At 68.5% G+C, this 24,378-nt stretch carries 23 protein-coding genes; 8 read left to right on the top strand and 15 right to left on the bottom strand.

Annotation, left to right across the window (positions count from 1 at the left end):
* The first annotated feature begins 50 nt into the window (after positions 1 to 50).
* Together C4F17_RS00710 and C4F17_RS00705 are read left to right on the top strand one after the other, a co-directional pair.
* Positions 51 to 293, top strand: coding sequence for an acyl carrier protein (locus tag C4F17_RS00710; RefSeq protein WP_081270439.1), 243 nt, complete (start codon positions 51 to 53; stop codon positions 291 to 293).
* The gene (locus C4F17_RS00705; RefSeq protein WP_106933912.1) at positions 290 to 1,507 is read left to right on the top strand and encodes a beta-ketoacyl-[acyl-carrier-protein] synthase family protein; all 1,218 of its coding nucleotides are present in this window, start codon (positions 290 to 292) and stop codon (positions 1,505 to 1,507) included. Before C4F17_RS00710 ends, C4F17_RS00705 begins: the two co-directional genes overlap by 4 nt.
* Before the next feature lie 10 nt (positions 1,508 to 1,517).
* Here the strand turns inward: C4F17_RS00705 and C4F17_RS00700 are convergent, their stop codons facing one another.
* The 4 genes from C4F17_RS00700 to C4F17_RS00685 form a co-directional block, all read right to left on the bottom strand.
* On the bottom strand, positions 1,518 to 4,070 hold the full coding sequence (locus tag C4F17_RS00700) for a TonB-dependent siderophore receptor (protein WP_106933911.1): 2,553 nt from the start codon (positions 4,068 to 4,070) through the stop codon (positions 1,518 to 1,520).
* Positions 4,071 to 4,167: 97 nt separating this feature from the next.
* The gene (locus tag C4F17_RS00695) at positions 4,168 to 5,157 is read right to left on the bottom strand and encodes a FecR domain-containing protein (protein ID WP_106933910.1); all 990 of its coding nucleotides are present in this window, start codon (positions 5,155 to 5,157) and stop codon (positions 4,168 to 4,170) included.
* Positions 5,158 to 5,162: 5 nt separating this feature from the next.
* Entirely contained in the window at positions 5,163 to 5,684 is a 522-nt protein-coding gene (locus C4F17_RS00690) for a sigma-70 family RNA polymerase sigma factor (protein WP_234382465.1), read from the bottom strand.
* A 46-nt stretch (positions 5,685 to 5,730) separates the two neighbouring features.
* Positions 5,731 to 6,624, bottom strand: a complete 894-nt coding sequence (locus C4F17_RS00685; RefSeq protein ID WP_106933908.1) for a LysR substrate-binding domain-containing protein — start codon at positions 6,622 to 6,624, stop codon at positions 5,731 to 5,733.
* Positions 6,625 to 6,764: 140 nt separating this feature from the next.
* On the opposite strand from C4F17_RS00685, the gene C4F17_RS00680 reads away from it, so the two are divergent.
* The 4 genes from C4F17_RS00680 to C4F17_RS00665 all read left to right on the top strand — a co-directional run bounded on the left by C4F17_RS00680 (position 6,765) and on the right by C4F17_RS00665 (position 11,373).
* Entirely contained in the window at positions 6,765 to 8,120 is a 1,356-nt protein-coding gene (locus tag C4F17_RS00680) for a M20/M25/M40 family metallo-hydrolase (protein ID WP_106933907.1), read from the top strand.
* 87 nt (positions 8,121 to 8,207) lie between these two features.
* Complete coding sequence (locus tag C4F17_RS00675) at positions 8,208 to 8,660, top strand: DUF2501 domain-containing protein (RefSeq protein ID WP_234382463.1); 453 nt, start codon at positions 8,208 to 8,210, stop codon at positions 8,658 to 8,660.
* Between the two features lie 91 nt (positions 8,661 to 8,751).
* Positions 8,752 to 10,479 carry a SulP family inorganic anion transporter gene (locus tag C4F17_RS00670; RefSeq protein ID WP_106933905.1) on the top strand — a complete coding sequence of 576 codons (1,728 nt, stop codon included), beginning with the start codon at positions 8,752 to 8,754 and terminating at the stop codon, positions 10,477 to 10,479.
* 9 nt (positions 10,480 to 10,488) lie between these two features.
* Positions 10,489 to 11,373: a LysR substrate-binding domain-containing protein gene (locus tag C4F17_RS00665; protein WP_106933904.1), complete on the top strand. Its 885-nt coding sequence runs from the start codon at positions 10,489 to 10,491 to the stop codon at positions 11,371 to 11,373.
* Between the two features lie 10 nt (positions 11,374 to 11,383).
* On the opposite strand, the gene C4F17_RS00660 is transcribed toward C4F17_RS00665, so the two are convergent.
* The 5 genes from C4F17_RS00660 to clpB all read right to left on the bottom strand — a co-directional run bounded on the left by C4F17_RS00660 (position 11,384) and on the right by clpB (position 16,726).
* Positions 11,384 to 11,965: a DUF3299 domain-containing protein gene (locus C4F17_RS00660; RefSeq protein WP_199851905.1), complete on the bottom strand. Its 582-nt coding sequence runs from the start codon at positions 11,963 to 11,965 to the stop codon at positions 11,384 to 11,386.
* A 93-nt stretch (positions 11,966 to 12,058) separates the two neighbouring features.
* Positions 12,059 to 12,466, bottom strand: a complete 408-nt coding sequence (gene arfB, locus C4F17_RS00655; protein ID WP_081270448.1) for an alternative ribosome rescue aminoacyl-tRNA hydrolase ArfB — start codon at positions 12,464 to 12,466, stop codon at positions 12,059 to 12,061.
* Positions 12,467 to 12,471: 5 nt separating this feature from the next.
* Complete coding sequence (locus C4F17_RS00650) at positions 12,472 to 13,656, bottom strand: acetyl-CoA C-acyltransferase family protein (protein WP_106933902.1); 1,185 nt, start codon at positions 13,654 to 13,656, stop codon at positions 12,472 to 12,474.
* A gap of 109 nt (positions 13,657 to 13,765) precedes the next feature.
* On the bottom strand, positions 13,766 to 14,095 hold the full coding sequence (locus tag C4F17_RS00645; RefSeq protein WP_234382460.1) for a hypothetical protein: 330 nt from the start codon (positions 14,093 to 14,095) through the stop codon (positions 13,766 to 13,768).
* A gap of 9 nt (positions 14,096 to 14,104) precedes the next feature.
* A complete protein-coding gene (clpB, locus tag C4F17_RS00640; protein ID WP_106933900.1) occupies positions 14,105 to 16,726 on the bottom strand; it encodes an ATP-dependent chaperone ClpB in 2,622 nt (873 codons plus the stop codon).
* A 138-nt stretch (positions 16,727 to 16,864) separates the two neighbouring features.
* Here clpB and C4F17_RS00635 point away from each other — a divergent pair, with 138 nt between their 5' ends.
* Positions 16,865 to 17,860, top strand: coding sequence for a Bug family tripartite tricarboxylate transporter substrate binding protein (locus tag C4F17_RS00635; RefSeq protein ID WP_159053576.1), 996 nt, complete (start codon positions 16,865 to 16,867; stop codon positions 17,858 to 17,860).
* Here the strand turns inward: C4F17_RS00635 and C4F17_RS00630 are convergent.
* Positions 17,857 to 18,333: a molybdenum cofactor biosynthesis protein MoaE gene (locus C4F17_RS00630; protein ID WP_081270453.1), complete on the bottom strand. Its 477-nt coding sequence runs from the start codon at positions 18,331 to 18,333 to the stop codon at positions 17,857 to 17,859. The two genes, C4F17_RS00635 and C4F17_RS00630, sit on opposite strands and share 4 nt — an antisense overlap.
* 260 nt (positions 18,334 to 18,593) lie before the next feature.
* Here C4F17_RS00630 and dapA point away from each other — a divergent pair, with 260 nt between their 5' ends.
* On the top strand, positions 18,594 to 19,487 hold the full coding sequence (dapA, locus tag C4F17_RS00625) for a 4-hydroxy-tetrahydrodipicolinate synthase (protein ID WP_106933899.1): 894 nt from the start codon (positions 18,594 to 18,596) through the stop codon (positions 19,485 to 19,487).
* Here the strand turns inward: dapA and moaD are convergent.
* From moaD to C4F17_RS00600, 5 genes are read right to left on the bottom strand one after another with little or no spacing between them, the layout of a single operon-like run.
* Positions 19,474 to 19,725, bottom strand: coding sequence for a molybdopterin converting factor subunit 1 (gene moaD, locus C4F17_RS00620; protein WP_106933898.1), 252 nt, complete (start codon positions 19,723 to 19,725; stop codon positions 19,474 to 19,476). The two genes, dapA and moaD, sit on opposite strands and share 14 nt — an antisense overlap.
* Before the next feature lie 8 nt (positions 19,726 to 19,733).
* On the bottom strand, positions 19,734 to 21,020 hold the full coding sequence (locus C4F17_RS00615) for a molybdopterin molybdotransferase MoeA (RefSeq protein ID WP_106933897.1): 1,287 nt from the start codon (positions 21,018 to 21,020) through the stop codon (positions 19,734 to 19,736).
* Complete coding sequence (mobB, locus tag C4F17_RS00610; protein WP_106933896.1) at positions 21,013 to 21,558, bottom strand: molybdopterin-guanine dinucleotide biosynthesis protein B; 546 nt, start codon at positions 21,556 to 21,558, stop codon at positions 21,013 to 21,015. The genes C4F17_RS00615 and mobB overlap by 8 nt, the downstream gene beginning before the upstream one ends.
* Positions 21,559 to 21,590: 32 nt before the next feature.
* Positions 21,591 to 23,006: a threonine synthase gene (gene thrC / locus C4F17_RS00605; RefSeq protein ID WP_106933895.1), complete on the bottom strand. Its 1,416-nt coding sequence runs from the start codon at positions 23,004 to 23,006 to the stop codon at positions 21,591 to 21,593.
* A gap of 38 nt (positions 23,007 to 23,044) precedes the next feature.
* The gene (locus C4F17_RS00600; RefSeq protein ID WP_106933894.1) at positions 23,045 to 24,367 is read right to left on the bottom strand and encodes a homoserine dehydrogenase; all 1,323 of its coding nucleotides are present in this window, start codon (positions 24,365 to 24,367) and stop codon (positions 23,045 to 23,047) included.
* Between the last annotated feature and the right edge of the window lie 11 nt (positions 24,368 to 24,378).

Below are 24,378 nucleotides of genomic sequence, written 5' to 3'. Positions count from 1 at the left end.
GCAGGGGTGGCAATCGATCAGCGGCAGCACATGACGACAGGCATCGCACGATGAGTTCGCTGAAGGAATTGCAGGACCTGATCCACGAGAAGTACGGCATCGAGCCGTCGAAGCTCGACCCACACGCCTCGATGCGGGAAACCGGCGGACTCGATTCGCTGGCACTCGCCGAATTCCTGTTCGCCATCGAAGACCACTTCGGCATCACCATGCCCGACGAGGACGCGAACATCGACACCCTGGCCGAACTCGCGGCGCTGGTCGACAAGGTCCGCGCGGCAAAGGCAGCGTGAACCACGAGGTCGCCGTCACCGGACTGGGCGTCGTGGCGCCGCACGGCGACTCGCCCGGCGTACTGTTCCAGGCCTTGCTGCAAGGCCATTCGGCCATCCAGCCCGTTTACCCCGAACTCCCCAAGCCGGCCGCCGCGGCCACCGTCGCATTCGACGAGACGCGCTGGTTCACCAAGCTGCAACTCGCGGGCGTCGACCGCGTGAGCCAGCTGGCCGTGGCAGCGGCCGACATGGCGATGCGCGACGCGGGCATCGCGGCGGGCGATGCCGACCCCGAACGCATCGGCGTCTTCGCCGGTTGCGGCATGGGCGGCGCCGCGGCGCTGGAAGCCGCCTATCGCGGCAATGGCCGCGTGTCACCGCTCACCATTCCTGCCTTCATGCCCAACGCACCCGCCGCCCACGTGGCCATGCGCCAGGGCGTTCAGGGCCCGGTGCTCACTTATTCGGTCGCCTGCGCCTCGTCGTCGGCGGCCATTGCCGAGGCTGCCAAGGCGGTGCAACGCGGCGAGGTCGACATCGCCATTGCCGGCGGCAGCGAGGCGCTGATCGTGCCGGGCGTGGTCCTGGCCTGGCAGGCGATGCAGACGCTCGCCACCTTCCAGCCCGGCGAAGCGGCCGGCGCGGTGCGGCCCTTCGCGGCCGACCGCAGCGGCTTCGTGCTGGGTGAAGGCGCGGCCTTCCTGATTTTGGAATCCGCCGAGCGCGCCCGCGCCCGTGGCGCCCGCAGCTATGCCACGCTGGCCGGCTGGGGCCTGAGCAGCGACGCCACCCACCTCACCAAGCCCGACGCCCCCGGCCAGGCCCGCGCACTGCGCGCCGCGCTGCGGCAAGCCGGCCTGCAGCCGCGCGACGTGGGCTACTGCAATGCGCACGGCACGGCCACGCGCATCGGCGACGTGGTCGAGCGCAATGCACTGGCCGACGTGTGGGGCGACGACCTCGGCGCGCTGCGCGTGAGTTCGACCAAGGCGCTGCACGGCCACCTGCTGGGCGCGGCGGGCGCGCTCGAAGCGCTCATCACCGTGCTCGCTGTGCACGAGCGGCAGCTGCCGCCCAATGCGCACTGCGCGGAAATCGACCCGGCATGCAGCCTGAACCTGGTGCAGCCGGGCGACACGGCGGCACCGTCGATCGAGGCCGCGATCAGCAATTCCTTCGCCTTCGGCGGCACGAACTCAGTGCTGCTGTTCCGCCGACCGGACGCTTCCTAGGCTTCCTGACTCAGAACTGGTAGCGAAGCGTCAACGTCACGTTGCGCGGTTCGCCGTAGAAGCCCGTCTCGAACAGGCCCATGCCCGCGTAGTACTTCTTGTCGAGCAGGTTGTGGATGTTGAGCGTGGCGGACAGCGCCTTGTTCACCTGGTAGCGCGCCATCAGGCTCACCAGCGCATAGCCCTTCTGCCGGATCTCGGCGTACTCCTGCGCCGCCGGGTTCCACACCTTGCCATAGAAGGCGCTCTGCCAGCTGACGCCGCCACCGACCGTGAGCGCGTTCCATTCGCCGGGCAGCCTATAGCTGGTCGACAGCCGCACCACATGTTCGGGCTGGCTGGCCATCAGCGTCGCGCCGTAGACACGCTGGCCCTTGGCGTCACGCACATGGTTGTAGGCATAGCCCGCCTGCAGGTTCCAGCCGGTGGCGATCTGCCCCGACAACTCAGCCTCGATGCCCTTGTTGGTCACGCCCTTCACGGCGCGGTACACCGAAGCGCCGTCGACGAAATCGACGTATTCCGCCACGTTGTCCTGCCGGATCTGGAACGCGGCCAGGCTTGCATTGAGGCGCCCCTCGAGGTACTCCGCCTTGATGCCCGCCTCGATGCCGCGTCCCTCGACGGCCGGCAGGAACTGGCGGTTGGCGTCCAGCAGCGACTGCGGCGAGAAGATGCTGGTGTAGCTGCCGTACACCGAGTAGGTGTCGTTCAGGTCGTAGACCACGCCGGCATACGGCGTGACCACGCCGCTCTCCCGGTAGTTGCTGGCCAGCGCCGGCGTGACGCCGTCGCTGAAGACCCGGGCGTCGCCGCCGACGACGCGGCTGACGCGAGCCCCCACGATCACCGACAGCGCATCGGTCGGCCGCAGCCGGGTGGCGCCGTACACGCCGCTCTGCCGGCGGCGCTCCGAGTACGAGGCAATAGGCGGGTAGGCCGGCTGCTCGAACGCGCCGTTCCAGTTGAAGATGCTGCCCGTCAGCATGGGATAGAGCGATTCGGACCATGGCCCGTGCGTCTTGCTGTCCGACCAGGACGCGCCGAACATCGCCTCGTGCTTGCGTCCCAGCAGGCTGTAGGAGCCGTTCAGGCTGGCACTCACGGTGTTCTGCGTGCGGTCGCCGCGGAAGTCGCCCGAGAACAGATACATGCCATCGCCGGTCACCGGATCGGGGTTGCCGCCGCTGGCAGAGCCGAGCAACGAGCGGTGCTTGCTTTCCTGATTGCTCACGTTGAGCTTGAAGCGCCAGTCGTCGTTCAGCCGCTGTTCCAGCGTGGCGAACACGTTGCGCGTTCGCATCTGGCGCCGGCTCCAGTCGGTCGCGGGGTTGAACGAGCGGCTGAAATCGGTGCGGCTGCCGTCGCTGTAGAAGATGGGGAAACCGGTCCAGGTCGAGCCGCGGGGGTCGGTGTCCTGATAGTCGGCGCCCAGCGTGAGCAGCGTGTCGCGCGAAAGATCGGCTTCGATCACGCCGTACGCCACGCTTTTCTTCTGGCGATAGCGATCGAGGAACGACTCGCGGTCCTGGTAGGCGCCGACGAAGCGGCCGCGCACGCTGCCGCTCGCGTTGAGCGGCCCCGACAGATCGACCTCCCCGCGCCCGTTGTGCCAAGAGCCCACCGTGCCGGCTACTGATCCGGCAAAACGGTCGGTGGGACGCTTGCGGATGAAGTTGACGGTGGCCGACGGGTCGCCCGTGCCGCTCATCAGGCCGGTCGCGCCCTTGAGGATCTCGACACGGTCGTAGATCGTCAGGTCGCCGTTGGTGGCGCCCCAGTCGTACACGCCGTCGTAATCCTTGGTGACGCCGTCGTACTGGAAATTGGTGACCGCGAAGCCGCGGGCGCTGAAGCTCCAGCGGTCGCTGTCATAGCTCTGCACGGTGATGCCGGGGCTCTGGCTCATCACGTCGGAGACGCTCACGACGCCCTGGTCGTCCATCTGCTGGCGCGTCACAACGGTCACGCTTTGGGGCGTGTCGCGCAAGGAGAGGCCGAGGCCGGTGGACATGGACGACGGGCCGGCCGTGTAGCTTCCGGTACCGTCGGTTCTTGCATCGCGCACGGCGTCCGCCGTGACGGTCACGGTGGCCATGGTGGCTGCCGCGCCCTCGGCGGAAGCGGAGGGCGCGCCTCCCGGCAGGGCCTGCAGCGCATAACCGCCGCTGGCCGCGGGGACGGCACCGAGCCCCGTGCCTTCGAGCGCCCGGGACAGCGCCTCGGCCACCGTGTGGCTGCCGCTCACGCCACGGCTGCTCAGCCCCTCGGTGACTTGGGAGCCGAAGGTGATGAGCACGCCGGCGTCGCGCCCCAGACGGTTGAGAACGCCCTCGAGCGGGCCTGCGGGAATGTCGAAGCGACGCACGTCCTGGCTGCGCGAGCCTGCCTGCTGTGCGAGCGAAGTGCGAGGCGCCGCAAGGCCTGCCGCGACCATGCCGGCCACCGCGGCGAAACACAAGGTCCGCGAGGCCAGGGCCAGCATGTGCAGGCGCGCCTTGCCACGGGAGTTCGAACGGGAGGAGTTCGGCGCGAAAGTCGGCCGGCCGGAATGCTCAAGCATGAAAGTGCCTTCGATGGAAAGGTGAGTGACGAGAAAAGAAAAAGAGGCGACGCATCCGCGCCCTTCCTTCGTTGACAAGCACCCCCGCCGAACTAGCTCATTTATTTTTTCTGGGGTGCACCGTGACCCAGTACCGCGTGTACGTGTGCACCTCGACAGGCAGCGAGGAAGTCAGCGCCGCGAGGATGCGGTCGGTGTCGTCCAGCGGGTAGGCGCCCGACACCTGCAGGCCGGCAACAGCCGGGTCGCACCCCAGCCGCCCTTTCCGGTAGCGGCCGACTTCGGCCAGGAAGCCGTCCAGGCGCATGCGCGAGACCACGAGCATGCCGTCGTCGGCCCAGGCACCTGCATTGCTGTCGAGCGCGCCGGCGTACATGGCCCGCGTGCGCGTGAAACTCCCGGCCTCGCCGGCCTGGAGGATGCGCGACGCGGCGGGCGCGTCGGCGGGGCGCAGCTCTACCGCGCCTTGCTGCACGCCCACGTCGACTCCACCTTCGCTGCCCCGTTCACGCACCGTGAAGCGCGTGCCGATGGCGCGCACGGCGCCCGCCTCGGTCTCGACGAAGAACGGACGGCGCAGCGCGTCCTGCGCGGTCTGCACACGGATTTCTCCGCGCACCAACTGCAGCACGCGGCGATCGGCGTCGAAGCGGACATTGACGGCGCTGTCGGTGTTGAGCACCACGCTGCCGCCGTCTGGCAGTTGCACCGTTTGCCGATCGCCGACGCCCGAGACGTGGTCGGCCGTCCATGCACGCCACGGCGTGGCCTGGCGCACGGCCAGCGCGCTGCCGCCGGCAACCACGAGCACGGTCAGCAGTTGCATGCTGCGGCGTCGGCGCAGCGAGTCCGGCGGGGTGCTCAGCACGGCCCTGGCCAGCGGCGTGGGAATGTCCGCGAACCGGCCGCCGACGGTCTCGATGCGCTGCCACGCTGCCTCGTGCGCCGCGTCGGCCTCGCGCCAGCGCCGCCACAGGGTCAGCCGCGCGGCGCTGATGTCGCTCTCGCGCAGCTCGACCCACCATTGCACGGCCTGTTGCGCAACCGCCTGCGAGACGGGCGCGCCGTCGGTTCCGGAGAAAACCACCCGGCCTACTCCGAGAAAAAGCAACGCATCGCCGCCTTCGCCAGGTGCCGCTTCACGGTCGACACCGAAATGCCAAGTTCCGCGGCGATCTCCGCCTGGCCCAGGCCCTCGAGCTGCGCCAGCAGGAAGGCCTGCTTGGCCTGCACGGGCAGGCCAAGCAGGCGCCGGTCGATCTCGACCAGCGTCTCCAGCACCATGAGCCGCACTTCGGGCGCGGGCGCCATGGGCTCGGGCAGGAGCGCCAGCGCATCGAGATAAGCCTGCTCGATGGCGCGGCGGCGCACATGGTTGATGAGCAGGTTGCGCGCGACGGTGGTGAGGTAGGCGCGCGGCTCTTCGACGCGGTCCAGCCCCGGCGCGCGCATCACGCGCAGGAAGGTGTCCTGCGCCAGGTCCGCCGCGTCGAAGGCGTTGCCCAGTTTCTTGCGCAGCCAGCCCTGCAGCCAGCCGTGGTGGTTGGCGTACAGCGTCTCGACCTGCTGGTGCGAGGCGGACTGGGCAATGGACGCTGCGGAGGAAGGCGGCACGCGGATTCGAAGGGGCGAAGGCCCTCTATACAAATAAGAACTGTTCTCATTGTATCGACGCCGCCGCAAGGAGCCACTCGACGAAAGCGCCGACCAGCGCATCGTCGGCGCGGCTCGGCGCCACGAACACGCTGTAGCCACGGCTCGACGGCACCCGTTCCGGGCAGGCCAGCACCAGTTCGCCCGAGCGCAGTTCGCGTTCGATGAAGTACTCCGGCACCAGCCCCACGCCCAGGTCGGCGCGCACCGCCGCGACCAGCGACGAGAACAGGTCGAAGCGGTGCCCCGCCACCAGGTTGTCGGGGGCACGCGCGTTCGCCGACTGGCCGAACCATTCCTCCCAGGCGCCCATGCGCGTGCGCAGATGCAGCAGCGGCGCGGCACGGAAGTCGCCGCGCCCCATTGCCGCCCGGCCTTTCGCCTTTGGCGAGCACACCACCACGCACGGCTCTCCCATCAACGGCAGGGCATTGGCGCCGGGCCACACCGCGTCGTCGTACTGCACGCCGACGTCGAAGGGCAGGTCCTCCATGTAGAGATGCGTCGGAAACACCTGCAGATGCAGGCTGCAGCCCGGGTGCTGCGCGATGAATTCCGGCAGCCTCGGCGTGAGCCAGCCTTCGGCCAGCACCGGCACCGCGCCCACCAGCAGGCGCAGGCCGTCGGCGCGCTGCGCCATTGCCTCCAGCGTGTGGTTCTGCAGCCGCAGCAGGTCGCCGGAAATCTGGCCGTGGTAGCGCCGACCCGGCTCGGTCAGCTCGGTGCCGCGCGCGGTGCGCTGCACCAGCCGCACGCCGATCTGCGACTCCAGCAGCCGCAGTTGCTGGCTCACCGCGCTGTGGGTCAGGCAGAGCTCTTCCGCGGCCTTGCCCACGCCGTGATGGCGCGCCACCGCGTCGAAGATCAGCAGCGCGCGGGTGCTGGGAATATGGCGGCGCATGGGGCTCTCGTTAGAAAAACTGACAACGCGGAAGATTAAACCAGAGCACGCGCTTGGCACAGCCGCAAGAATCGCTGACGACGCCGCGTCGGCGGCGCCTCTCTTTTCACCGGTTTTTCTTTCAAGGACATTCCCGCACCATGTCTCGCCCCGCGTCTCTTCGCCTCGCCCCGCTCGTCCTTGCCCTGGCGTCCGCCGCCGCCGGCTTCGCGCATGCCCAGACCGGCTCGGTCGCCGCCACGCCCGCGCAGGTGCGCCCCGAGGTGGACAAGGCCTACACGCAGCTGATGGCGTCGCCGCAGATCCAGAAGCTGCTCGACGCGGTGAAGGCCGACCATGCCCGCTCGGTGGAAGACCTGAAGATGCTCACCGAGATCGAGGCGCCCCCGTTCAAGGAACAGAAGCGCGCCGAAGCCTTCCTGGCGCGCATGAAGGCCTTGGGCCTCGACGACGCGAAGATCGACGCCGAAGGCAACGTGGTCGGCCTGCGCAAGGGCACGGGCAACGGGCCCAAGCTGCTGATCTCGGCCCACCTCGACACCGTGTTCCCCGCAGGCACCGACGTCAAGGTGAAGGAGCGCGACGGCAAGCTCTACGCGCCCGGCATCTCCGACGACACGCGCGGCCTGTCGGTGCTGCTGTCGTGGCTCAAGGTGCTGAACGACAACAAGATCCAGACCGTGGGCGACCTGCTGTTCGTCGGCAACGTGGGCGAGGAAGAACTGGGCAACCTGCGCGGCATGAAAGCCATCTTCCGCGACAACCTCGACATCGACGGCATGGTCGGCCTCGAGCCCGCGCCCGAAGGCACGGTGCTGATGCTCGGCACCGGCAGCCATCGCTACGAAGTGACCTTCAAGGGCCCGGGCGGCCACAGCTTCGGTGCGTTCGGCCAGGTGCCCAGCGCCATCCACGGCATGGGCCGCGCCATTGCCAAGATCGCCGACGTGCGCACGCCCACCTTCCCCAAGACGACGTTCACCGTGGGCACGGTCGGCGGCGGCACCTCGGTCAACACCATCGCACCCGACGCGCGCATGGCGGTCGACATCCGCTCCGACGAAATGGCGCCGCTGCTGGAGACCGAGAAGAAAATCCTCGCGGCCATCGACGAGGCCGTGGTGGAGGAAAACAAGCGCTGGAACGTCAACACGCTGAGCGTGAGCACCAAGCTCATCGGCGACCGCCCGGGCGGCCGCACGCAGTCGGACACGGTGATCGTCGAGGCCGCCACGCGCTCGAACGCGGCCTTCGGCCACAAGACGCTGCTGACCGGCGCGAGCACCGACGCGAACGTGCCGATGTCGCTGGGCATTCCGGCCATCATCATCGGCGGCGGCGGCAAGACGGGCGGCTTCCACGCGCTGAGCGAATGGATCGACGTGACCGACGGCTGGAAAGGCGCGCAGAACTCGCTGGTGACGGTGCTGGGGCTGGTCGGCGTTCAGGGCACGAGTGCGCCTTTGCTGGAAAAGCGCCCGCCCCGCACGAAGTAGGCCAGGCGCGTGCCAGGGGCTGTGCCCCTGAAAGTCTCCGGTATGCTGATGGCCGCTTTCCATCACGCTGACCGACAGGAGGACACCATGCACGCCCGCTCCACCCTCATCGCCCTGGCACTGCTCGCGGCAGGTGCCTCGGCCCAAGCCAACAACCTGCTCGACCAGCTGAAGGAAAAAGCCGGCGAGGCCGCCAGCGCCAACACCCAGGGCGGCACCGGCGGCTCCTCGCTCGGCGGGCTGGGCAGCAACCTCGGCTTCAAGATGCCCGCCATCGGCTCCAGCACCATCGGCAACGCGGCAGGGGTGCTGCAGTACTGCGTCAAGAACAACTACCTGGGCGGCGACGCGGCCTCGGTGAAAGACAAGCTGCTCGCAAAGATCACCGGCCAGAAGCCCCAGGAAACCGGCTTCGCCAACGGCGCCAAGGGCCTGCTCAAGGGCGGCGACGGCCAGACGCTGAACTTCAAGATCCTGTCCTCCAAGCTCAAGACCAAGGCCTGCGACTACGTTCTCAAGAACGCGACGTCGCTGATCTAGGCACGCCTCAGCTCCCAATGCTTCGCGCAGCCGCGTAAGCTCTCCGCGCCCGCGCGGCATCAAGCACCGTTGCGGGCGCCATCCGTCATCCATGAATCCGGCCACCACCTCCCCTTCCCTGCGCCAGCGCCTCTCCCGCTGGGTCCCCTGCCTTGCCTGGCCCCGTCCCTCCGCCGCGCTGCTGCGCAACGAGGCGATGGCCGGCATCACCGTCGCGCTGATGGTCATTCCGCAGGGCGTGGCGTATGCCGCGCTGGCCGGCATGCCGCTGGTGACGGGCGTGTATGCCGCGCTGTTCCCGGCGCTGATCGCGGTGATGTTCAGCTCGTCGCAGCGGCTGTCGGTCGGCCCCACGGCGCTTACCAGCCTGCTGGTCGGTGCCTCGCTCGCGCCGCTGGCGGTGGCGGGCAGCGCCGAGTGGGTGGCGATGGCGGTGTGGCTCACGCTGATGTCCGGGGCCATCCAGATCGTGCTGGGCGCGGGGCGCTTCGGCTGGCTGCTGCGGCTGGTCAATTCGCCGGTGCTGATCGGTTTCACGCAGGGGGCGGCGGTGCTGATCGCCATCTCGCAGCTGCCCGCGCTGCTGGGCTTCACCGGCCGCACCATTCCACAGGTGCTGCGCGGCGGCCCGTTGCCCGACCTGGTGGCCATCGCCTTCGGGCTCGGCAGCATCGCGGTGCTGTGGCTCGGCAAGCGGCTGCTGCCGCGCTTTCCGACCACGATGGCGCTGGTGGCCGGCGCGGCCGCGATCAGCTGGGTGATCAACTATGCGCTGCGCGGCGGCGCGGTGGTCGGCAGCCTGCCTTCGGGCCTGCCGTCCTTCTACTGGCCCGGCCTGCTGCCGATGGGCACGCTCGGCGCGCTGGTGCTGCCAGCGCTGATGATCACGCTGGTGAGCTTTCTGGAAACCGCATCGAGCGCCAAGGTCGACAACGCACGCGCCGGCACGCTCTGGAACGAAAACCAGGACCTGATCGGCCAGGGCCTGGCCAAGCTGGCCTCGGGCTTCTCGGGCGCCTTCCCGACCAGCTCGTCGTTCTCGCGCTCGGCCATCACGCTCTATGCGGGCGCGCAGACCGGCTGGGCGACGCTGTTCAGCGTGATGGTGGTGGCGGGCGCGCTGCTGTGGCTGATGCCGCTGCTCTATCACGTGCCGCAGGCAGTGCTGGCGGCGGTGGTGGTCACGGCCATCCTGGGGCTGGTGAAGCCGGCGAGCTTCACCGCGCTGTGGCGCATCTCGCGCATCGAGGCGGGCATTGCCTTCGGCACCTTCGTGCTGACCATCGCGACCGCGCCCAGCATCTACTGGGGCGTGCTCGGCGGGCTGCTGGCGGCGCTGGCGCACTACATGTACCGCCACCTGCATCCGCGCATCATCGAAGTGGGCCTGCACCCCGACGGCAGCCTGCGCGACCGCAATCTCTGGAAGCTGCCGCCGCTGGCGCCGCAGCTCTATGCGCTGCGCATGGACGCCGAGCTCGACTTCGCCTCGGCCTCCACGCTCGAACGCGCGCTCACCGTGGCGCTGGCCGAACGGCCCGGACTCACCGACGTGTGCCTGTTCGCGCAGCCGATCAACCGCATCGACATCACCGGCGCCGAAGTGTTCGGCTCGATCCGCCGGATGATGGAATCCAAGGGCATCCGCCTGCACCTGAGCGGCCTCAAGCTGCCCGCGATGCAGGTGCTGGAACGCGCCGGCCTGCTGGCCCCGGGCCCCATGCTGTTCAGCTACCGCACCGACGGCGAAGCGCTCGCCGCGTTGATGCCGCGCATCGACGTGCCGGCGGCCTCCGCCGAGACCGAATCCGCCGCCTGAAGCGCCCCCATGAAAACCACCATCGAAGAACTGGTTGCGTTCCGCGCGGTGGTGGACACGGGCTCGATCACCGCCGCGTCGGAGCAGTTGGCGCAAACGGTCTCCGGCATCAGCCGCGCATTGAGCCGGCTCGAGCAGAAGCTCGACACCACGCTGCTGCGCCGCACCACGCGGCGGCTCGAACTCACCGAGGAAGGCGCGGCCTTCCTGCAGCGCACGCGCGCCATCCTCGATGCGATCGACGATGCCGAAGAGCAGATGGCCGCGCGCCGCCAGCAGCCCGCCGGGCGTCTGCGGGTGAACGCAGCCTCGCCCTTCATGCTGCATGCCATCGTGCCGCTGGTGCCTGAATTCCGGCGGCTCTATCCGCAGATCAGCCTGGAGCTGGACACCGACGACCTGCCCATCGACCTGCTGGAGCGCCGCACCGACATCGCGATCCGCATCGGCCCGCTGCGCGACTCCACGCTGCATGCGCGCCCGCTGGGCACCCACCGGCTGCGCGTGCTCGCCAGCCCCGCGTATCTCGAGGCCAGCGGCAAGCCGCGCAAGGTGGACGAGCTGGCCGGGCATGCACTGCTCGGCTTCACACAGCCGGAGTCGCTCAACCGCTGGCCGCTGCGAGGTCCGCACGGCGACGAGTGGACCATCGCGCCGACGCTGATGGCATCGAGCGGCGAAACGCTGCGCCAGCTCGCACTGGCCGGCGTGGGCATCGTCTGCCTGTCGGACTTCATGACAGGCGCCGACCGGGCCAGCGGCGCGCTGGTCCAGCTGCTGGCCAAGGACACGGTGGACGTGCGCCAGCCGGTGAACGCGGTGTACTACCGCAACACGCAGCTGTCGGCGCGCATCACCTCGTTCCTGGATTTCCTCTCGCAGCGCATGGCCTGAAGGCCCCGCGTCACTGCGGCTGCCGGGGCACGAAACGCTCGACCGTCGCGGAAGCGATCTCGTAGCCGCTCACACCCATGTCCGCCGACGCATAGCGCGCCGCCTTCAGCGTGCCGCTGACGTACACCGTGTCCATCGCATGCAGGCCCTTCACGGGGCCTGGCGCTATCACGTGCACGATCTGGTTGGCGGGCGGCGGCGGGGTGTGGATGCAGGCGCCGAAGTACGGCACCAGCAGGAACTCGCGGATGCCCTCCTGCGAGGCATCCAGCGGCACGACGAAGCCCGCGAGCTTGGCCGCCTTGCCGTCGAGCTCGACGTTGACCGGCGCGTTGTCCCAGACGGCGCGCATCTCGTCGAGCATCTGGATGGCCTGGGGATCGTTGTCGCGCAGCGCCTCGAGGCTGATGTTGCGGTAGCGCCTGGTCGGGTCCCAGCTCTTGGGGATCAGCGCTTCCCATTTGAGTTCGGGCGCCGCGGCGTTGCTGGCAACCTGCCCCGATGCTGCGTCCGGCGTGCAGCCGTCGAGCAGCACGGCCAGCGGTGTCAGCAGAAGCGCCGACAACAGGACGCGTGCGAAAAGACTTCTCATTCGCCTGATTGTGCGGGCGCGATGTTTCAGGCAGATAAAGCCCCGGCTTTGTCCCTTCCCCCGGCCTCGGCATACGTCAAGGCGCCGGCGCGCTCAGTCCCGCACCGGCCCGCGCAGGTTCTTGATCTGCGAGCGCTGGCTCTTGCCTTCGAGCCGGCGCTGCTTCGAACCGTAGGTCGGCTTGGTGGCACGCCGCACGCGCGGCGGCGCGGCCACGCTGTCGACCACCGCCTGCAGGCGCGCGAAGGCGTCGGCGCGGTTCATTTCCTGCGTGCGGTGCTGCTGCGCCTTGAGCACCAGCACGCCTTCCTGCGTGATGCGGCTGTCGCGCAGGGCGAGCAGCCGTTCCTTCACGTCGGGCGGCAGCGAACTGGCGTGGATGTCGTAGCGCAGGTGCACCGCACTCGACACCTTGTTGACGTTCTGCCCGCCCGCGCCCTGCGCCCGGATGGCGCTGATCTCGACCTCGTCGGGATCGATCAGCACGGGCGGACGCAGCACGACGTTCAGACCCGTTCGAAGACGGCGGCAATGCCCTGCCCGCCGCCGATGCACATCGTGACCAGCGCATAGCGCCCGCCCGTGCGATGCAGCTCGGCAATCGCCTTCTTGGTGATGATCGCGCCGGTCGCGCCCACCGGATGGCCCAGCGAAATGCCAGAGCCGTTCGGGTTCACCTTGGCGGGGTCGAAGCCCAGCTCCTTGATGACCGCGCAGGCCTGCGCCGCGAAGGCTTCGTTCGACTCGATCACGTCGAAGTCGCTCACTTTCAGGCCGGTGCGCTCCAGCACCTTGCGCGTGGCCGGCACCGGGCCGATGCCCATGTAGGCGGGCTCGACGCCGGCATGCGCATAGCCCACCAGGCGTGCAAGCGGCTTCAGGCCGCGCGCCTTGACGCTCTCGCCGGCAGCCAGCACCACCGCGGCGGCACCGTCGTTGATGCCCGAGGCATTGCCGGCGGTGACGAGGCCGTCCTTCTTGAACGCGGGTTTCATCTTCGACAACGTCTCTACAGAAGTGTCGGCGCGCACATGCTCGTCGGTGTCGAACAGCACCACGCCCTTGCGCGTCTTCACCTCGACGGGAACGATCTGCTCCTTGAAGCGGGCCGCCGCGATGGCGGCCGCCGCGCGCTGCTGGCTGGCAACGGCCAGTTCGTCCATCTGCTCGCGCGTGATGCCGTAGCGCGCGGCCACGTTCTCGGCGGTGATGCCCATGTGGATCTTCTCCCACGGGTCGTGCAGGATGCCGAGCATGTAGTCGACCAGCACCGCGTCGCCCATGCGCGCGCCGTAGCGCGCCGAGGTGTCGAAGTACGGGCCGCGGCTCATCGACTCCGAGCCGCCGCCGATGGCGATGTCGCAGTCGCCCAGCGCGATGGCCTGCGCCGCGGACACGATGGCCTGCAGGCCCGAGCCGCACAGGCGATTGACGTTGAAGGCCGGCGTTTCGATGGGGCAACCCGCGTCGATGGCCGCCACGCGGCTCAGGTAGGCGTCCTTCACGTCGGTGGGGATCACGTTGCCCATCACCACATGGCCGATGGCATCGCCCGCAAGGCCGCTGCGCTCGATGGCGGCCTTCACTGCCGTGGTGGCCAGCTGGGTGTTGGGTACATCCTTCAAGGCACCGCCGAAGGTGCCGATGGCGGTGCGGGCGGTGCCGACCACGAAGATGTCGCGCGAAGTCATGGGATGTCTCTCCTGGATGAAAGCGAAAGCCGCGAGAAGCGGCGGCTGCAGGAGGACGATTCTGACGGCGAACGGCGCGACGGGTTGTCGCGCGTGGAATAGCGCAGGCTCAGCCGCGCGAGACCGACTTGGGCGACACGTCGGTCACGTCGCTGGCGCTGCCGCGAATGCGCACCGGGCGCTCCACCGATTCGCCGCGCGCCCGGGCATTGGCCACGTCTGCGGCGCTGGGTTCGCCCGGCTGTGCCGCATTGCGAAATTTGTCGAAGCCGGAGCGGGGGTTGAAGCGCATCACCCAAGGGCTCACGGGCTTGCCCGTGAGACGCCCCCAGGCGTAGCGCACACCCCACACCGCCGCCAGCAGCATGACCGCCACGGCCAGGCTCGCCGCGAAGACCAGCCCCAGAAGCAGAAGAATGACGCGAAAAATGAAGTTCATCATCCGACTTTAGGCCGAGGCAGCCGCGGTTGGTTCCCCGGTCTTCGTGAACGAGAACTGGCCCGGCGAACGGATCGGGTCGGTCGTGACCTCGATCGTGTCCTTCGGCCCGAAGCTGCCGTCCAGCAACAGCTTCGACAGCGGGTTCTCGATGCGCTGCTGGATCGCGCGTTTCAGCGGACGCGCGCCGAACACCGGGTCGAAGCCGACCTTGGCGATCTCCGCCAGCGCCGCCGGCGACACCTCCAGGCCCAGGTCCATCTTCGCGAGCCGCGCCTGCAGCACCTTGAGCTGTATCGCCGCGATCGATTCGATGTTCTTCGCGTCGAGCGCATGGAACACCACGGTCTCGTCGATACGGTTCAGGAACTCGGGGCGGAAGTAGTTCTTCAGCTCGTCCCACACCGCTTCCTTGATCTCTTCCGAAGGCTTGCCCACCATGGCCTGGATGATGGGCGAGCCGATGTTGCTCGTCATCACGATCACGGTGTTCTTGAAGTCCACGGTGCGGCCCTGGCCGTCGGTCAGGCGGCCATCGTCGAGCACCTGCAGCAGCACGTTGAACACGTCCGGGTGAGCCTTCTCGACCTCGTCGAGCAGCACCACGCTGTAGGGCTTGCGGCGCACGGCTTCCGTGAGGTAGCCGCCCTCCTCGTAGCCCACGTAGCCCGGCGGCGCGCCGATCAGGCGGGCGACCGAATGCTTCTCCATGAACTCGCTCATGTCGATGCGGATCAGGTGGTCTTCGCTGTCGAACAGGAAGCCCGCGAGCGCCTTGCACAGCTCGGTCTTGCCCACGCCCGTGGGGCCCAGGAACAGGAACGAGCCCGTGGGGCGGTTCGGATCGGACAGGCCCGAGCGCGAACGGCGGATCGCGTTGGCGACCGCACCGATGGCCTCGTCCTGGCCGACCACGCGCTCGTGCAGCTTGTCTTCCATCACGAGCAGCTTGTCGCGCTCGCCCTGCATCAGCTTGGCGACCGGAATGCCGGTGGCACGCGCCACGACCTCGGCGATTTCCTCCGCGCCAACTTGCGTGCGCAGCAGCGTGGGCGCGCTCGACTTGCCCTTGCTCGCCTCGCTGGCCTCGGCTTCCTTCAGGCGCTTTTCAAGTGCCGGCAGTTGGCCGTACTGGAGTTCCGCGACCTTGTTGAAGTCGCCCTTGCGCTTCCATTCCTCGATCTGGAACTTGATCTTGTCGACGTCTTCGCGCACCTGCGCGCTGCCCTGGGCCTGCGCCTTCTCGGCCTGCCAGATCTCGTCGTAGTCGGCGATTTCCTTCTGCAGCTTGACGATCTCGTCCTCGATCAGGCCGAGGCGCTTCTGCGAGGCCTCGTCCTTTTCGCGGCGCACGGCTTCGCGCTCGATCTGCAGCTGGATGAGGCGGCGGTCGAGCCGGTCCATGACCTCGGGCTTGGAGTCCATCTCGATCTTGATCTTGGCCGCGGCCTCGTCGATCAGGTCGATGGCCTTGTCGGGCAGGAAGCGGTCGGTGATGTAGCGGTCGCTCAGTTCGGCCGCGGCCACGATGGCCGGGTCGGTGATCTGCACGCCGTGGTGCACTTCGTATTTTTCCTGCAGGCCGCGCAGGATGGCGATGGTGGCCTCCACGCTCGGTTCGCCCACGATGATCTTCTGGAAGCGGCGCTCCAGCGCGGCGTCCTTCTCGATGTACTTGCGGTATTCGTCGAGCGTGGTGGCGCCCACGCAGTGCAGCTCGCCGCGCGCAAGGGCCGGCTTGAGCATGTTGCCCGCATCCATGGCGCCTTCGGCCTTGCCGGCCCCGACCATGGTGTGCAGCTCGTCGATGAAGACGATGGTCTGGCCTTCGTCCTTCGCGAGTTCGTTGAGCACGGTCTTCAGGCGCTCTTCGAATTCGCCGCGGAACTTGGCGCCGGCCAGCAGCGCGGCCATGTCGAGCGACAGCACCCGCTTGCCCTTGAGCGAATCGGGCACCTCGCCCGCGACGATGCGCTGCGCGAGGCCTTCGACGATGGCGGTCTTGCCCACGCCAGGTTCGCCGATGAGCACGGGGTTGTTCTTGGTGCGGCGCTGCAGCACCTGGATGGCGCGGCGGATTTCCTCGTCGCGGCCGATGACCGGGTCGAGCTTGCCCAGCCGGGCCCGCTCGGTCAGGTCCAAGGTGTATTTCTTGAGCGCCTCGCGCTGGCCTTCGGCATCGGCGCTGTTCACGCCCTGGCCGCCGCGCACGGCGTCGATGGCCGATTCGAGCGACTTGCGGCTCAGGCCGTTTTCGCGGGCGGTCTTGCCGATGTCGGCCTTGCTGTCGGCCAGGGCCAGCAGGAAGAGTTCGCCTGCAATGAACTGGTCGTTGCGCTTGATGGCTTCCTTCTCGGTGGCCTGCAGCAGCTTGCCGAGTTCGGGGCCGACCTGCACGATGTCGTGGCCCTGCACCTGCGGCAGCTTCTTGATGGCTGCCTCGGCCCCGTTCAGCAGGCCGGGCACGTTGACGCCGGCACGCTCCAGCAGGGCGCGGGGACCGTCGTCCTGCCGCAGCATCGCGGCCAGCAGGTGAGCCGGCTCGATGTAGGCGTTGTCGTTGCCCAGCGCGAGCGACTGTGCGTCGCCCAGTGCTTCCTGAAATTTGGTGGTGAGTTTGTCTTGTCGCATGGTGGTATTCCTGCATCCAAAATAGGGCCGTTCGGGCACGATTCAAGGCTGCCGGCCAGGCCGGCGCACTGGGCACGGGTATTGCACGAGACCCGTTTCCTGCCCGTAGGCATTTCTCTCTCTCGAATGGAGTCGATCATGGTTTTTTCAATGCAGCGCGTTCAGCCGGTCCGCCGGGCGATCGGCGCCGGCCTCTTTCTAGCCGCCATGGGCCTGTGCGGCCTTGCGCAGGCGCAAAGCGGCACCCCCATCCGCCTGCTGGTGGGCTTTCCGGCAGGGGCCGGCACCGACGCCATTGCACGCACGCTGGGCGAAAAGCTCAAGGACGTGCTGGGCGTGCCCGTGGTGGTCGAGAACCGGGCAGGCGCGGGCGGGCAGATCGCGGCCACGGTGCTGAAGTCTTCGCCGGCCGACGGCCACACGCTGTTCCTGTCGCATGACCACACCATATCGATCCTGCCGCAGGTCGTGAAGAACCCCGGCTTCAACCCGGCCACCGACTTCGTGCCCGTGGCCGGCTTCGCCACCTTCGCCAACGTGCTGGCCGTCTCGGGCGGCACGCCGGCCAAGTCCATGGACGAATACGTGAAGTGGGTGCGCACGCAAAAGGGCGGCAAGGAAACCATCGGCATTCCCGCGCCGGCCTCCATTCCCGAGTTCCTGGTGAAGATGATCTCGGACAAGTACAAGATCGACGTGCAGCCCGCGCCCTACCGCGGCAGCGCGCCCATGACGGCCGACATGCTGGGCAACCAGATCACCGCGGGCATCGCCTCGGTGCCGGACTTCATCGAGAACCACAAGGCGGGCAAGGTGCGCATCGTGGCGTCCATCGGCGCCAAGCGCCAGGCCGTCATCCCGAACGTGCCGACCTTCAGCGAACTGGGCTTCGCGAACCTGGACGACCTGCCCTACTACGGCATCTTCGCGCCGGTGGGCACGCCGCAGCCGATCATCGACAAGTACGGCGACGCGCTGCAGAAGGTGCTGGCCATGCCCGACGTGAAGCAGAAGCTCACCACGATGGGCCTGACGGTCGGCTACGAGCCGCAGGGCCAGTTCGCGGGCCGGGTGCGCACGTACACGCAGACCTGGGAGCGGATCATCCAGTCCAGCGGCTTCAAGCCTCTCTAGGCATTCGGGGCGCTGATGCCCCAGCGCGCCAGCGCCGCGTCGTCGGCCACGCGCGCATCGACCCAGCGGGCGCCTTCGGGCGTCTGCTCTTTCTTCCAGAACGGCGCCTGGGTCTTGAGGTAGTCCATCAGGAACTCGCAGGCCTCGAAGCTCTGGCCGCGGTGCGCCGACACCACCGCCACCATCATGATCTGGTCCGGCGGCTGCAGCAGGCCCACGCGGTGGATCACACGCGCACCGAGGATGTCGAAGCGTCTGTGCGCCTCGTCGATCATGGCCTCGATGGCTTTCTCGGTCATGCCGGGGTAGTGCTCCAGCTCCATCGACGAAACGCTGCTGCCGTCGTTCCGGTCGCGCACGGTGCCCACGAAGCTGCAGACGGCGCCCACGCGTTTGTCGCCGTCGCGCAACGCGGCAACCTCCTGCGAGAGGTCGAAATCGGTCGTCTGGATCGAAACACGGGCAACGCTCATGTCCGAATTGTGGCATCGCGATAGACTGCGCCGATGCCCTGCCTTGCCACGCCCACGCTCTTCCCGGTGCCTTCGCACCCCGAAGACCGCCGTGCGCACCGGGGCAACAACAAAGCCAAAAAACCAAAGCTCGTCTGACCGGAGCCGAGGTTCCGTCGTCGGATGAGCGACGGAACCCGCCAAGGCTTTGGCCCCTCCTGGGTTGCGCGCGCATCGGACGATGGTTCTTTCCATCGGTCGATTCCTGAAAGGAAGCCCGCGTGCCTCAACAACAGAACCCCACCACCCCCGACTTTTCCGGCTTCTGGGTGGCCCTCGTCACCCCGTTGCGCAATGGCGCCGTCGACCACGCCGCGCTTGCCGCGCTGGTCCGCCGGCTCGCGAGCGACGGCGTGACAGGCTTCGTGCCCTGCGGCTCCACCGGCGAGGCGGCCGCGCTCGACGAGGCCGAGCAACTGGCCATGCTGGACACCGTGCTGGAAGCCGCGGGCGGCCTGCCGGTCGTGATGGGCATGTCCGGCTACCACCTGGGCAAGGCCACGGCCTGGGCGCGCAAGCTCTCGGAGCGCCCGCTGGCGGGCCTGCTGGTGTCCGCGCCGCACTATGTGCGTCCCTCGCAGGCCGGGCTGCTCGAATGGTTCCACGCCATCGCCGATGCCAGCGCGGTGCCGGTGCTGGTCTACGACATTCCCTACCGCACCGGCGTCACCATCGCGCGCGACACGCTGCTGGCGCTGGCCGGGCACCCGCGCATCCGCGGCATCAAGGACTGCGGCGGCGACATGGCCAAGACGCGCGCCGTGATCGCCGATGGCCGGCTGCAGGTGCTGACGGGCGAAGACCACCAGATCTTCAGCACCATGGCCGAAGGCGGCGTGGGAGCGATCGCGGCCAGCGGCAACGTGCAGACGCGGCGCTTCGTGCAACTGGTGCGGCTGCTGGCGCAGAACCGGCTGGCCGAGGCACGCGCCGAGTGGCAGGCGCTGCAGCCGCTGGTGGAAATGCTCTTTGCCGAACCGAACCCCGGCCCGGTGAAGGCGCTGCTCGCGCACGCGGGCGAAATGCAGGACGAATTGCGCTCGCCGATGACCCGTGCGTCAGATGGCCTGCGCGAGCGGCTGGTGGCGCTCGACGCCTCGCTCAACCGCCCGTGACCGGAGGAAAGAAGGCGACCTCGCAGCCTTCGTGCAGGGCTGCGGCTTCATCGCTCATCGCCTGGTCGAGCGCCATGCGCACCGCCCTGCCCCGGGCCAGCGCGGTGGCGTAGGCGCCGCCCCTGGCAATGAGTTCGTCGCGCAGGGCGGCGAGCGTTTCGGTCTTCGTGTCGACGGCTTCGCCACTGCTGGAAAGCGCCTCGCGCACCGAGGCGAAATAACGGACCTGGACTTTCATGAGCGGATTCAGCCCAGCAGCGAAGCGAAGGGAATGAAGTCGACGGTGTCGCCGGACTGGATCGTCTGCCCCGCCGGGTTGTCGACCACGCCGTCGCCCCAGACCATCGAGGTGAGCACGCCCGAACTCTGGTTGCCGAAGAGCTCGAGGCCGCCCGCCGCGTTGCGCCGCGCGCGCAGGAACTCACGGCGCTTGTCGGCGCGCGGCCAGTCGAAATCGGCGCGCATCTTCACCGGCTCCGGCGCAACGCGCGTGGCGCCTTGCAGCGTCAGCAGGAAGGGCCGCACCAGCATCAGGAAGGTCAGGAAGCTCGACACCGGGTTGCCCGGCAGCCCGGTCACATGGCAGGCGCCCTGCCCGTTGCCGCGCGCGATGGAGCCATAGGCGAAAGGCTTGCCGGGCTTCATCGACAGCGACCACAGCTGCAGTTCGCCCAGCGACTGCAAGGCCGCGCGGATGTGGTCTTCCTCGCCGACGGACACGCCGCCGGTCGTGATGATCAGGTCGCTGGACTCGGCCGCATCGCGCAGCGCCGCGATGGTGGTCTCGCGGTTGTCGGGCACGATGCCCAAGTCGTTCACCTCGCAGCCCAGGCGATGCAGCAGCGCACGCATGAAGAAGCGGTTGGAGTTGTAGATGGCGCCGGGCTTCATCGCGTCGGGCGCGACCTCGCCGGGCATCACCAGCTCGTCGCCGGTGGAGAGCATCGCCACGCGTGGCTTGCGGGCCACCGGCAGCTTGTGGAAGCCGATGCTGGCCGCCAGGCCGAGCGCGGCGGGCGTCAGGCGCTCGCCCTTCTTGAGCACGACATCCCCGGAGGCCACGTCTTCCCCTGCGCGGCGAATCCACTGGCCGGCTGCCGGCACGATGGCGATGCGCACCGAGCCCAGGCCGCCCTCCTGCGGCGTGGCGGCCGTGTCTTCCTGCATCACGACCGCGTCGGCGCCTTCGGGGATCTGCGCGCCCGTGAAGATGCGCGCCGCCGTGCCTGCCGCGAGCGGCGTGCCGACGGTGCCCGCGGGAATGCGCTGCGCCACCTTCAGCTCGGCGCCCGGCGCGGCGCAGTCGGCCACGCGCACGGCATAGCCGTCCATGGCGCTGTTGTCGCGCGGCGGCACCGTGAGGCCGGAGACGAGGTCTTGCGCCAGCACGCGGCCATCGGCGTCGAAGGTGACGATGCTTTCGGTCGCGAGCGCCGGTTGCGCCTTCGCGAGCAGGACGGCGATGGCCTCGTCCAGCGGCATCAGCGGCGGACGCGACGAAGAAGCGGAGAAGGGAACGGGTGAATCAGCCATGGTGTTCGGGGTTGTATTCGAAGCGGTCGCCGCTGTCGATCAACCACTTCGCAATGGCCTCGGCGTCGTTGAGGTCGAACAGCGGGCGCGCGGTGGGCGACGGCAGGCTGCCCGGCGCGTCAGTGGCCACGGCGGTGACGAAGGGGTCGTCCGGGTACAGCACGGGCCGCGAAGGCTCGCCCGCTCCCGGCTCGCGCCAGACCTCGATCTTGAGCAGGTCGCTGTGCCGGAAGCCCTCGACCAGCACCCAGTCGGCCGCGGCATGCACTTCGGCCAGCAGTTGGTGCACGCTGGGCTCGACGGGCACCTCGAACTCGCGCATCACCGCCAGCCGCTGGTCGGACGCCACCACCACCTCGAAGGCTCCGGCCTGGCGGTGGCGCCAGGTGTCCTTGCCCGGATGGTCGATGTCGAACTTGTGGTGCGCATGCTTGACCACCGACACGCGCAGCCCGTGCCGCTTGAGCGCCGGAATCAGGCGCTCGAGCAGCGTGGTCTTGCCCGCGCCCGAATAGCCGGCAAACCCGACCACCTTCATGCGACGACCTTCATGCGCGGGCCCGGCCGTGGTCAGTCACAGTTCTGCGCGATGTAGGCCTTGACGGCTTCCGCGTCGGCCGGCAGCTTGACGACGCGCTTGGGCAGCGCCTCGATGCCTTCGAACTTCTTCGGGCGCGCGGGCTCTTCGCCCAGCGCCTCGACCAGCGTGGCCGCGAACTTGATGGGCAAGGCGGTTTCGAGCACCACCATCGGCACGCCCGGCACGATGTGCTCGCGCGCGGCCTTCAGGCCGTCGGCCGTGTGCGGGTCGACCAGCGTTGCAAAGCGCTTGTCGGTGTCACGGATGACGGCCAGGCGGTCTGCATGCGTGCTGCGGCTGCTCTTGAAGCCGAAGCGCCCGGCGGCCTGCTGGAACGCCGGGTCGCCGCTCAGGTCGAAGCTGCCCTGCACGCCCAGGTCTTCCACGAACAGCTTGCGCAGCCGGGCGGCGTCGCGGCCCACCAGGTCGAACACGAAGCGCTCGAAGTTGCTGGCCTTGCTGATGTCCATCGACGGGCTGGAGGTCTCGTGCGTGTCGGCCGCGCCGCGCACGCGGTACACGCCGGTGCGGAAGAACTCGTCGAGCACGTCGTTCTCGTTGGTGGCGACCACCAGCGTCTGGATCGGCAGGCCCATCATGCGTGCCACGTGGCCCGCGCAGACGTTGCCGAAGTTGCCCGAGGGCACGGTGAAGCTCACCGGCTTGTCGTTGCTCGCCGTGGCCTGGAAGTAGCCAGCGAAGTAATAGACCACCTGCGCCAGCAGCCGCGCCCAGTTGATCGAGTTGACCGTGCCGATGCGGTACTTGCGCTTGAAGCCCAAGTCGTTCGACACCGCCTTGACGATGTCCTGGCAGTCGTCGAACACGCCGGTGATGGCGATGTTGTGAATGTTCTCGTCCTGCAGGCTGAACATCTGCGCCTGCTGGAACGGGCTCATGCGGCCGTCCGGCGAGGTCATGAAGACGCGCACGCCCTTCTTGCCGCGCATGGCGTACTCGGCAGCGCTGCCGGTGTCGCCGCTGGTGGCGCCCAGGATGTTGAGCTCCGAGCCGCGGCGCGCCAGTTCGTACTCGAACAGGTTGCCCAGCAGCTGCATCGCCATGTCCTTGAAGGCCAGCGTGGGGCCGTTGGACAGGGCTTCGAGGTACACGCCGTCTTCGAGCTCGCGCAGCGGCACGATCTCGTCGGTACCGAACACTTCGGCGGTGTAGGTCTTCGCGCAGAGCGCCTTCAGGTCGGCCGGCGGAATGTCGTCGATGTAGAGCGAGAGGATCTCGAAGGCCAGCTCGGCGTACGGCAGCGCGCGCCACTTGGCGAGCGTGGCGGTGTCGACCTGCGGGTATTGCTCGGGCAGGTAGAGCCCGCCGTCGGGCGCGAGGCCTTCGAGGAGGATTTCGCAGAAGCGCTTGCGGTCGGGGTGGCCGCGGGTGCTCAGGTAGTTCACTTTGAATGCTCGGTTGTTTGGCTTGGGCGCGCCGTCGCTCAGGACAGCTCTTCCTTGCGGATGCGCACGATCGGCTGCAGCACGGTGGGCAGCGCCTGCAGTTCGGCCAGCACATCGTTGACGGTGCCTTCGCGCGCGTCGTGCGTGAGGATGATGAGGTCGGTCTGCGTCGAGCCCTCGCCACCCACTTCGTCGGCCTCGCGCTGCAGCACCGCGTCGATGCTGATGCCGGCGGTGGCGAGCAGGCCCGTCACCTTGGCGAGCACGCCGGCCTGGTCGGCCACGCGCAGGCGCAGGTAGTAGCTGGTGACGACCTCGGTCATCGGCAGCACCTTCAGGTCGCTCATGGCGTCGGGGTGGAAGGCCAGGTGCGGCACGCGGTGCGCCGCGTCGGCCGTGTGCAGGCGGGTGATGTCGACCAGGTCGGCGATCACGGCGCTGGCCGTGGGCTCGCTGCCCGCGCCCTTGCCGTAGTAGAGCGTGGTGCCCACGGCGTCGCCGTGCACCACCACCGCGTTCATCGCGCCCTCGACGTTCGCCAGCAGGCGCTTCGACGGCACCAGCGACGGGTGCACGCGCAGCTCGATGCCCTTGGCGGTGCGCTTGGTCACGCCCAGCAGCTTGATGCGGTAGCCGAGCTGCTCGGCGTACTTGATGTCCTGCGCGGCGAGCTTGGTGATGCCCTCGATGTGGGCCTTGTCGAACTGCACCGGAATGCCGAAGGCGATGGCGCTCATCAGCGTGACCTTGTGGCCGGCGTCCACGCCTTCGATGTCGAAGGTCGGGTCGGCTTCGGCGTAGCCCAGGCGCTGCGCTTCCTTGAGCACGGTCGCGAAGTCCAGGCCCTTGTCGCGCATCTCGGACAGGATGAAGTTGGTGGTGCCGTTGATGATGCCGGCCAGCCACTGGATGCTGTTGGCCGTGAGGCCTTCGCGCAGCGCCTTGATGATCGGGATGCCGCCGGCCACCGCGGCCTCGAAGGCCACCATCACGCCCTTGGCGTGCGCGGCCGCGAAGATCTCGGTGCCGTGCACCGCGAGCAGCGCCTTGTTGGCCGTGACCACGTGCTTGCCGGCCGCGATGGCTTCGAGCACCAGCTGCTTCGCGATGCCGTAGCCGCCGATCAGCTCGATGACGATGTCGATGTCGGGGTTGGCGATGATTTCGCGCGCATCGGCAACCACTTTCACGCCTTCGCCGGCCACTTCGCGGGCGCGGGCGGTGTCGAGCTCGGCCACCATGGTGATCTCGATGCCGCGGCCGGCACGGCGCTTGATTTCTTCCTGGTTGCGCTGGAGCACCTTGAAGGTGCCGCTGCCGACCGTGCCTGCGCCGAGCAGGCCTACTTGGATGGATTTCATTGGGAGAGTCG

Origin of the sequence: Variovorax sp. PMC12 (assembly GCF_003019815.1) — a bacterium.
Taxonomy (GTDB): Bacteria; Pseudomonadota; Gammaproteobacteria; order Burkholderiales; family Burkholderiaceae_C; genus Variovorax.
Note: the sequence above shows the minus strand (reverse complement) of the source record. Positions and strands in the feature narration are given on the sequence as shown.

Coding starts and splice junctions, on each gene's coding strand:
- C4F17_RS00710 (WP_081270439.1), top strand. CDS start 51: ATGAGTTCGCTGAAGGAATTGCAGGACCTGATCCACGAGAAGTACGGC.
- C4F17_RS00700 (WP_106933911.1), bottom strand. CDS start 4,070: ATGCTTGAGCATTCCGGCCGGCCGACTTTCGCGCCGAACTCCTCCCGT.
- C4F17_RS00685 (WP_106933908.1), bottom strand. CDS start 6,624: ATGCGCCGCCATATTCCCAGCACCCGCGCGCTGCTGATCTTCGACGCG.
- C4F17_RS00680 (WP_106933907.1), top strand. CDS start 6,765: ATGTCTCGCCCCGCGTCTCTTCGCCTCGCCCCGCTCGTCCTTGCCCTG.
- C4F17_RS00675 (WP_234382463.1), top strand. CDS start 8,208: ATGCACGCCCGCTCCACCCTCATCGCCCTGGCACTGCTCGCGGCAGGT.
- C4F17_RS00670 (WP_106933905.1), top strand. CDS start 8,752: ATGAATCCGGCCACCACCTCCCCTTCCCTGCGCCAGCGCCTCTCCCGC.
- C4F17_RS00665 (WP_106933904.1), top strand. CDS start 10,489: ATGAAAACCACCATCGAAGAACTGGTTGCGTTCCGCGCGGTGGTGGAC.
- C4F17_RS00660 (WP_199851905.1), bottom strand. CDS start 11,965: ATGAGAAGTCTTTTCGCACGCGTCCTGTTGTCGGCGCTTCTGCTGACA.
- C4F17_RS00650 (WP_106933902.1), bottom strand. CDS start 13,656: ATGACTTCGCGCGACATCTTCGTGGTCGGCACCGCCCGCACCGCCATC.
- C4F17_RS00645 (WP_234382460.1), bottom strand. CDS start 14,095: ATGAACTTCATTTTTCGCGTCATTCTTCTGCTTCTGGGGCTGGTCTTC.
- clpB (WP_106933900.1), bottom strand. CDS start 16,726: ATGCGACAAGACAAACTCACCACCAAATTTCAGGAAGCACTGGGCGAC.
- C4F17_RS00635 (WP_159053576.1), top strand. CDS start 16,865: ATGGTTTTTTCAATGCAGCGCGTTCAGCCGGTCCGCCGGGCGATCGGC.
- C4F17_RS00630 (WP_081270453.1), bottom strand. CDS start 18,333: ATGAGCGTTGCCCGTGTTTCGATCCAGACGACCGATTTCGACCTCTCG.
- moaD (WP_106933898.1), bottom strand. CDS start 19,725: ATGAAAGTCCAGGTCCGTTATTTCGCCTCGGTGCGCGAGGCGCTTTCC.
- C4F17_RS00615 (WP_106933897.1), bottom strand. CDS start 21,020: ATGGCTGATTCACCCGTTCCCTTCTCCGCTTCTTCGTCGCGTCCGCCG.
- mobB (WP_106933896.1), bottom strand. CDS start 21,558: ATGAAGGTGGTCGGGTTTGCCGGCTATTCGGGCGCGGGCAAGACCACG.
- C4F17_RS00600 (WP_106933894.1), bottom strand. CDS start 24,367: ATGAAATCCATCCAAGTAGGCCTGCTCGGCGCAGGCACGGTCGGCAGC.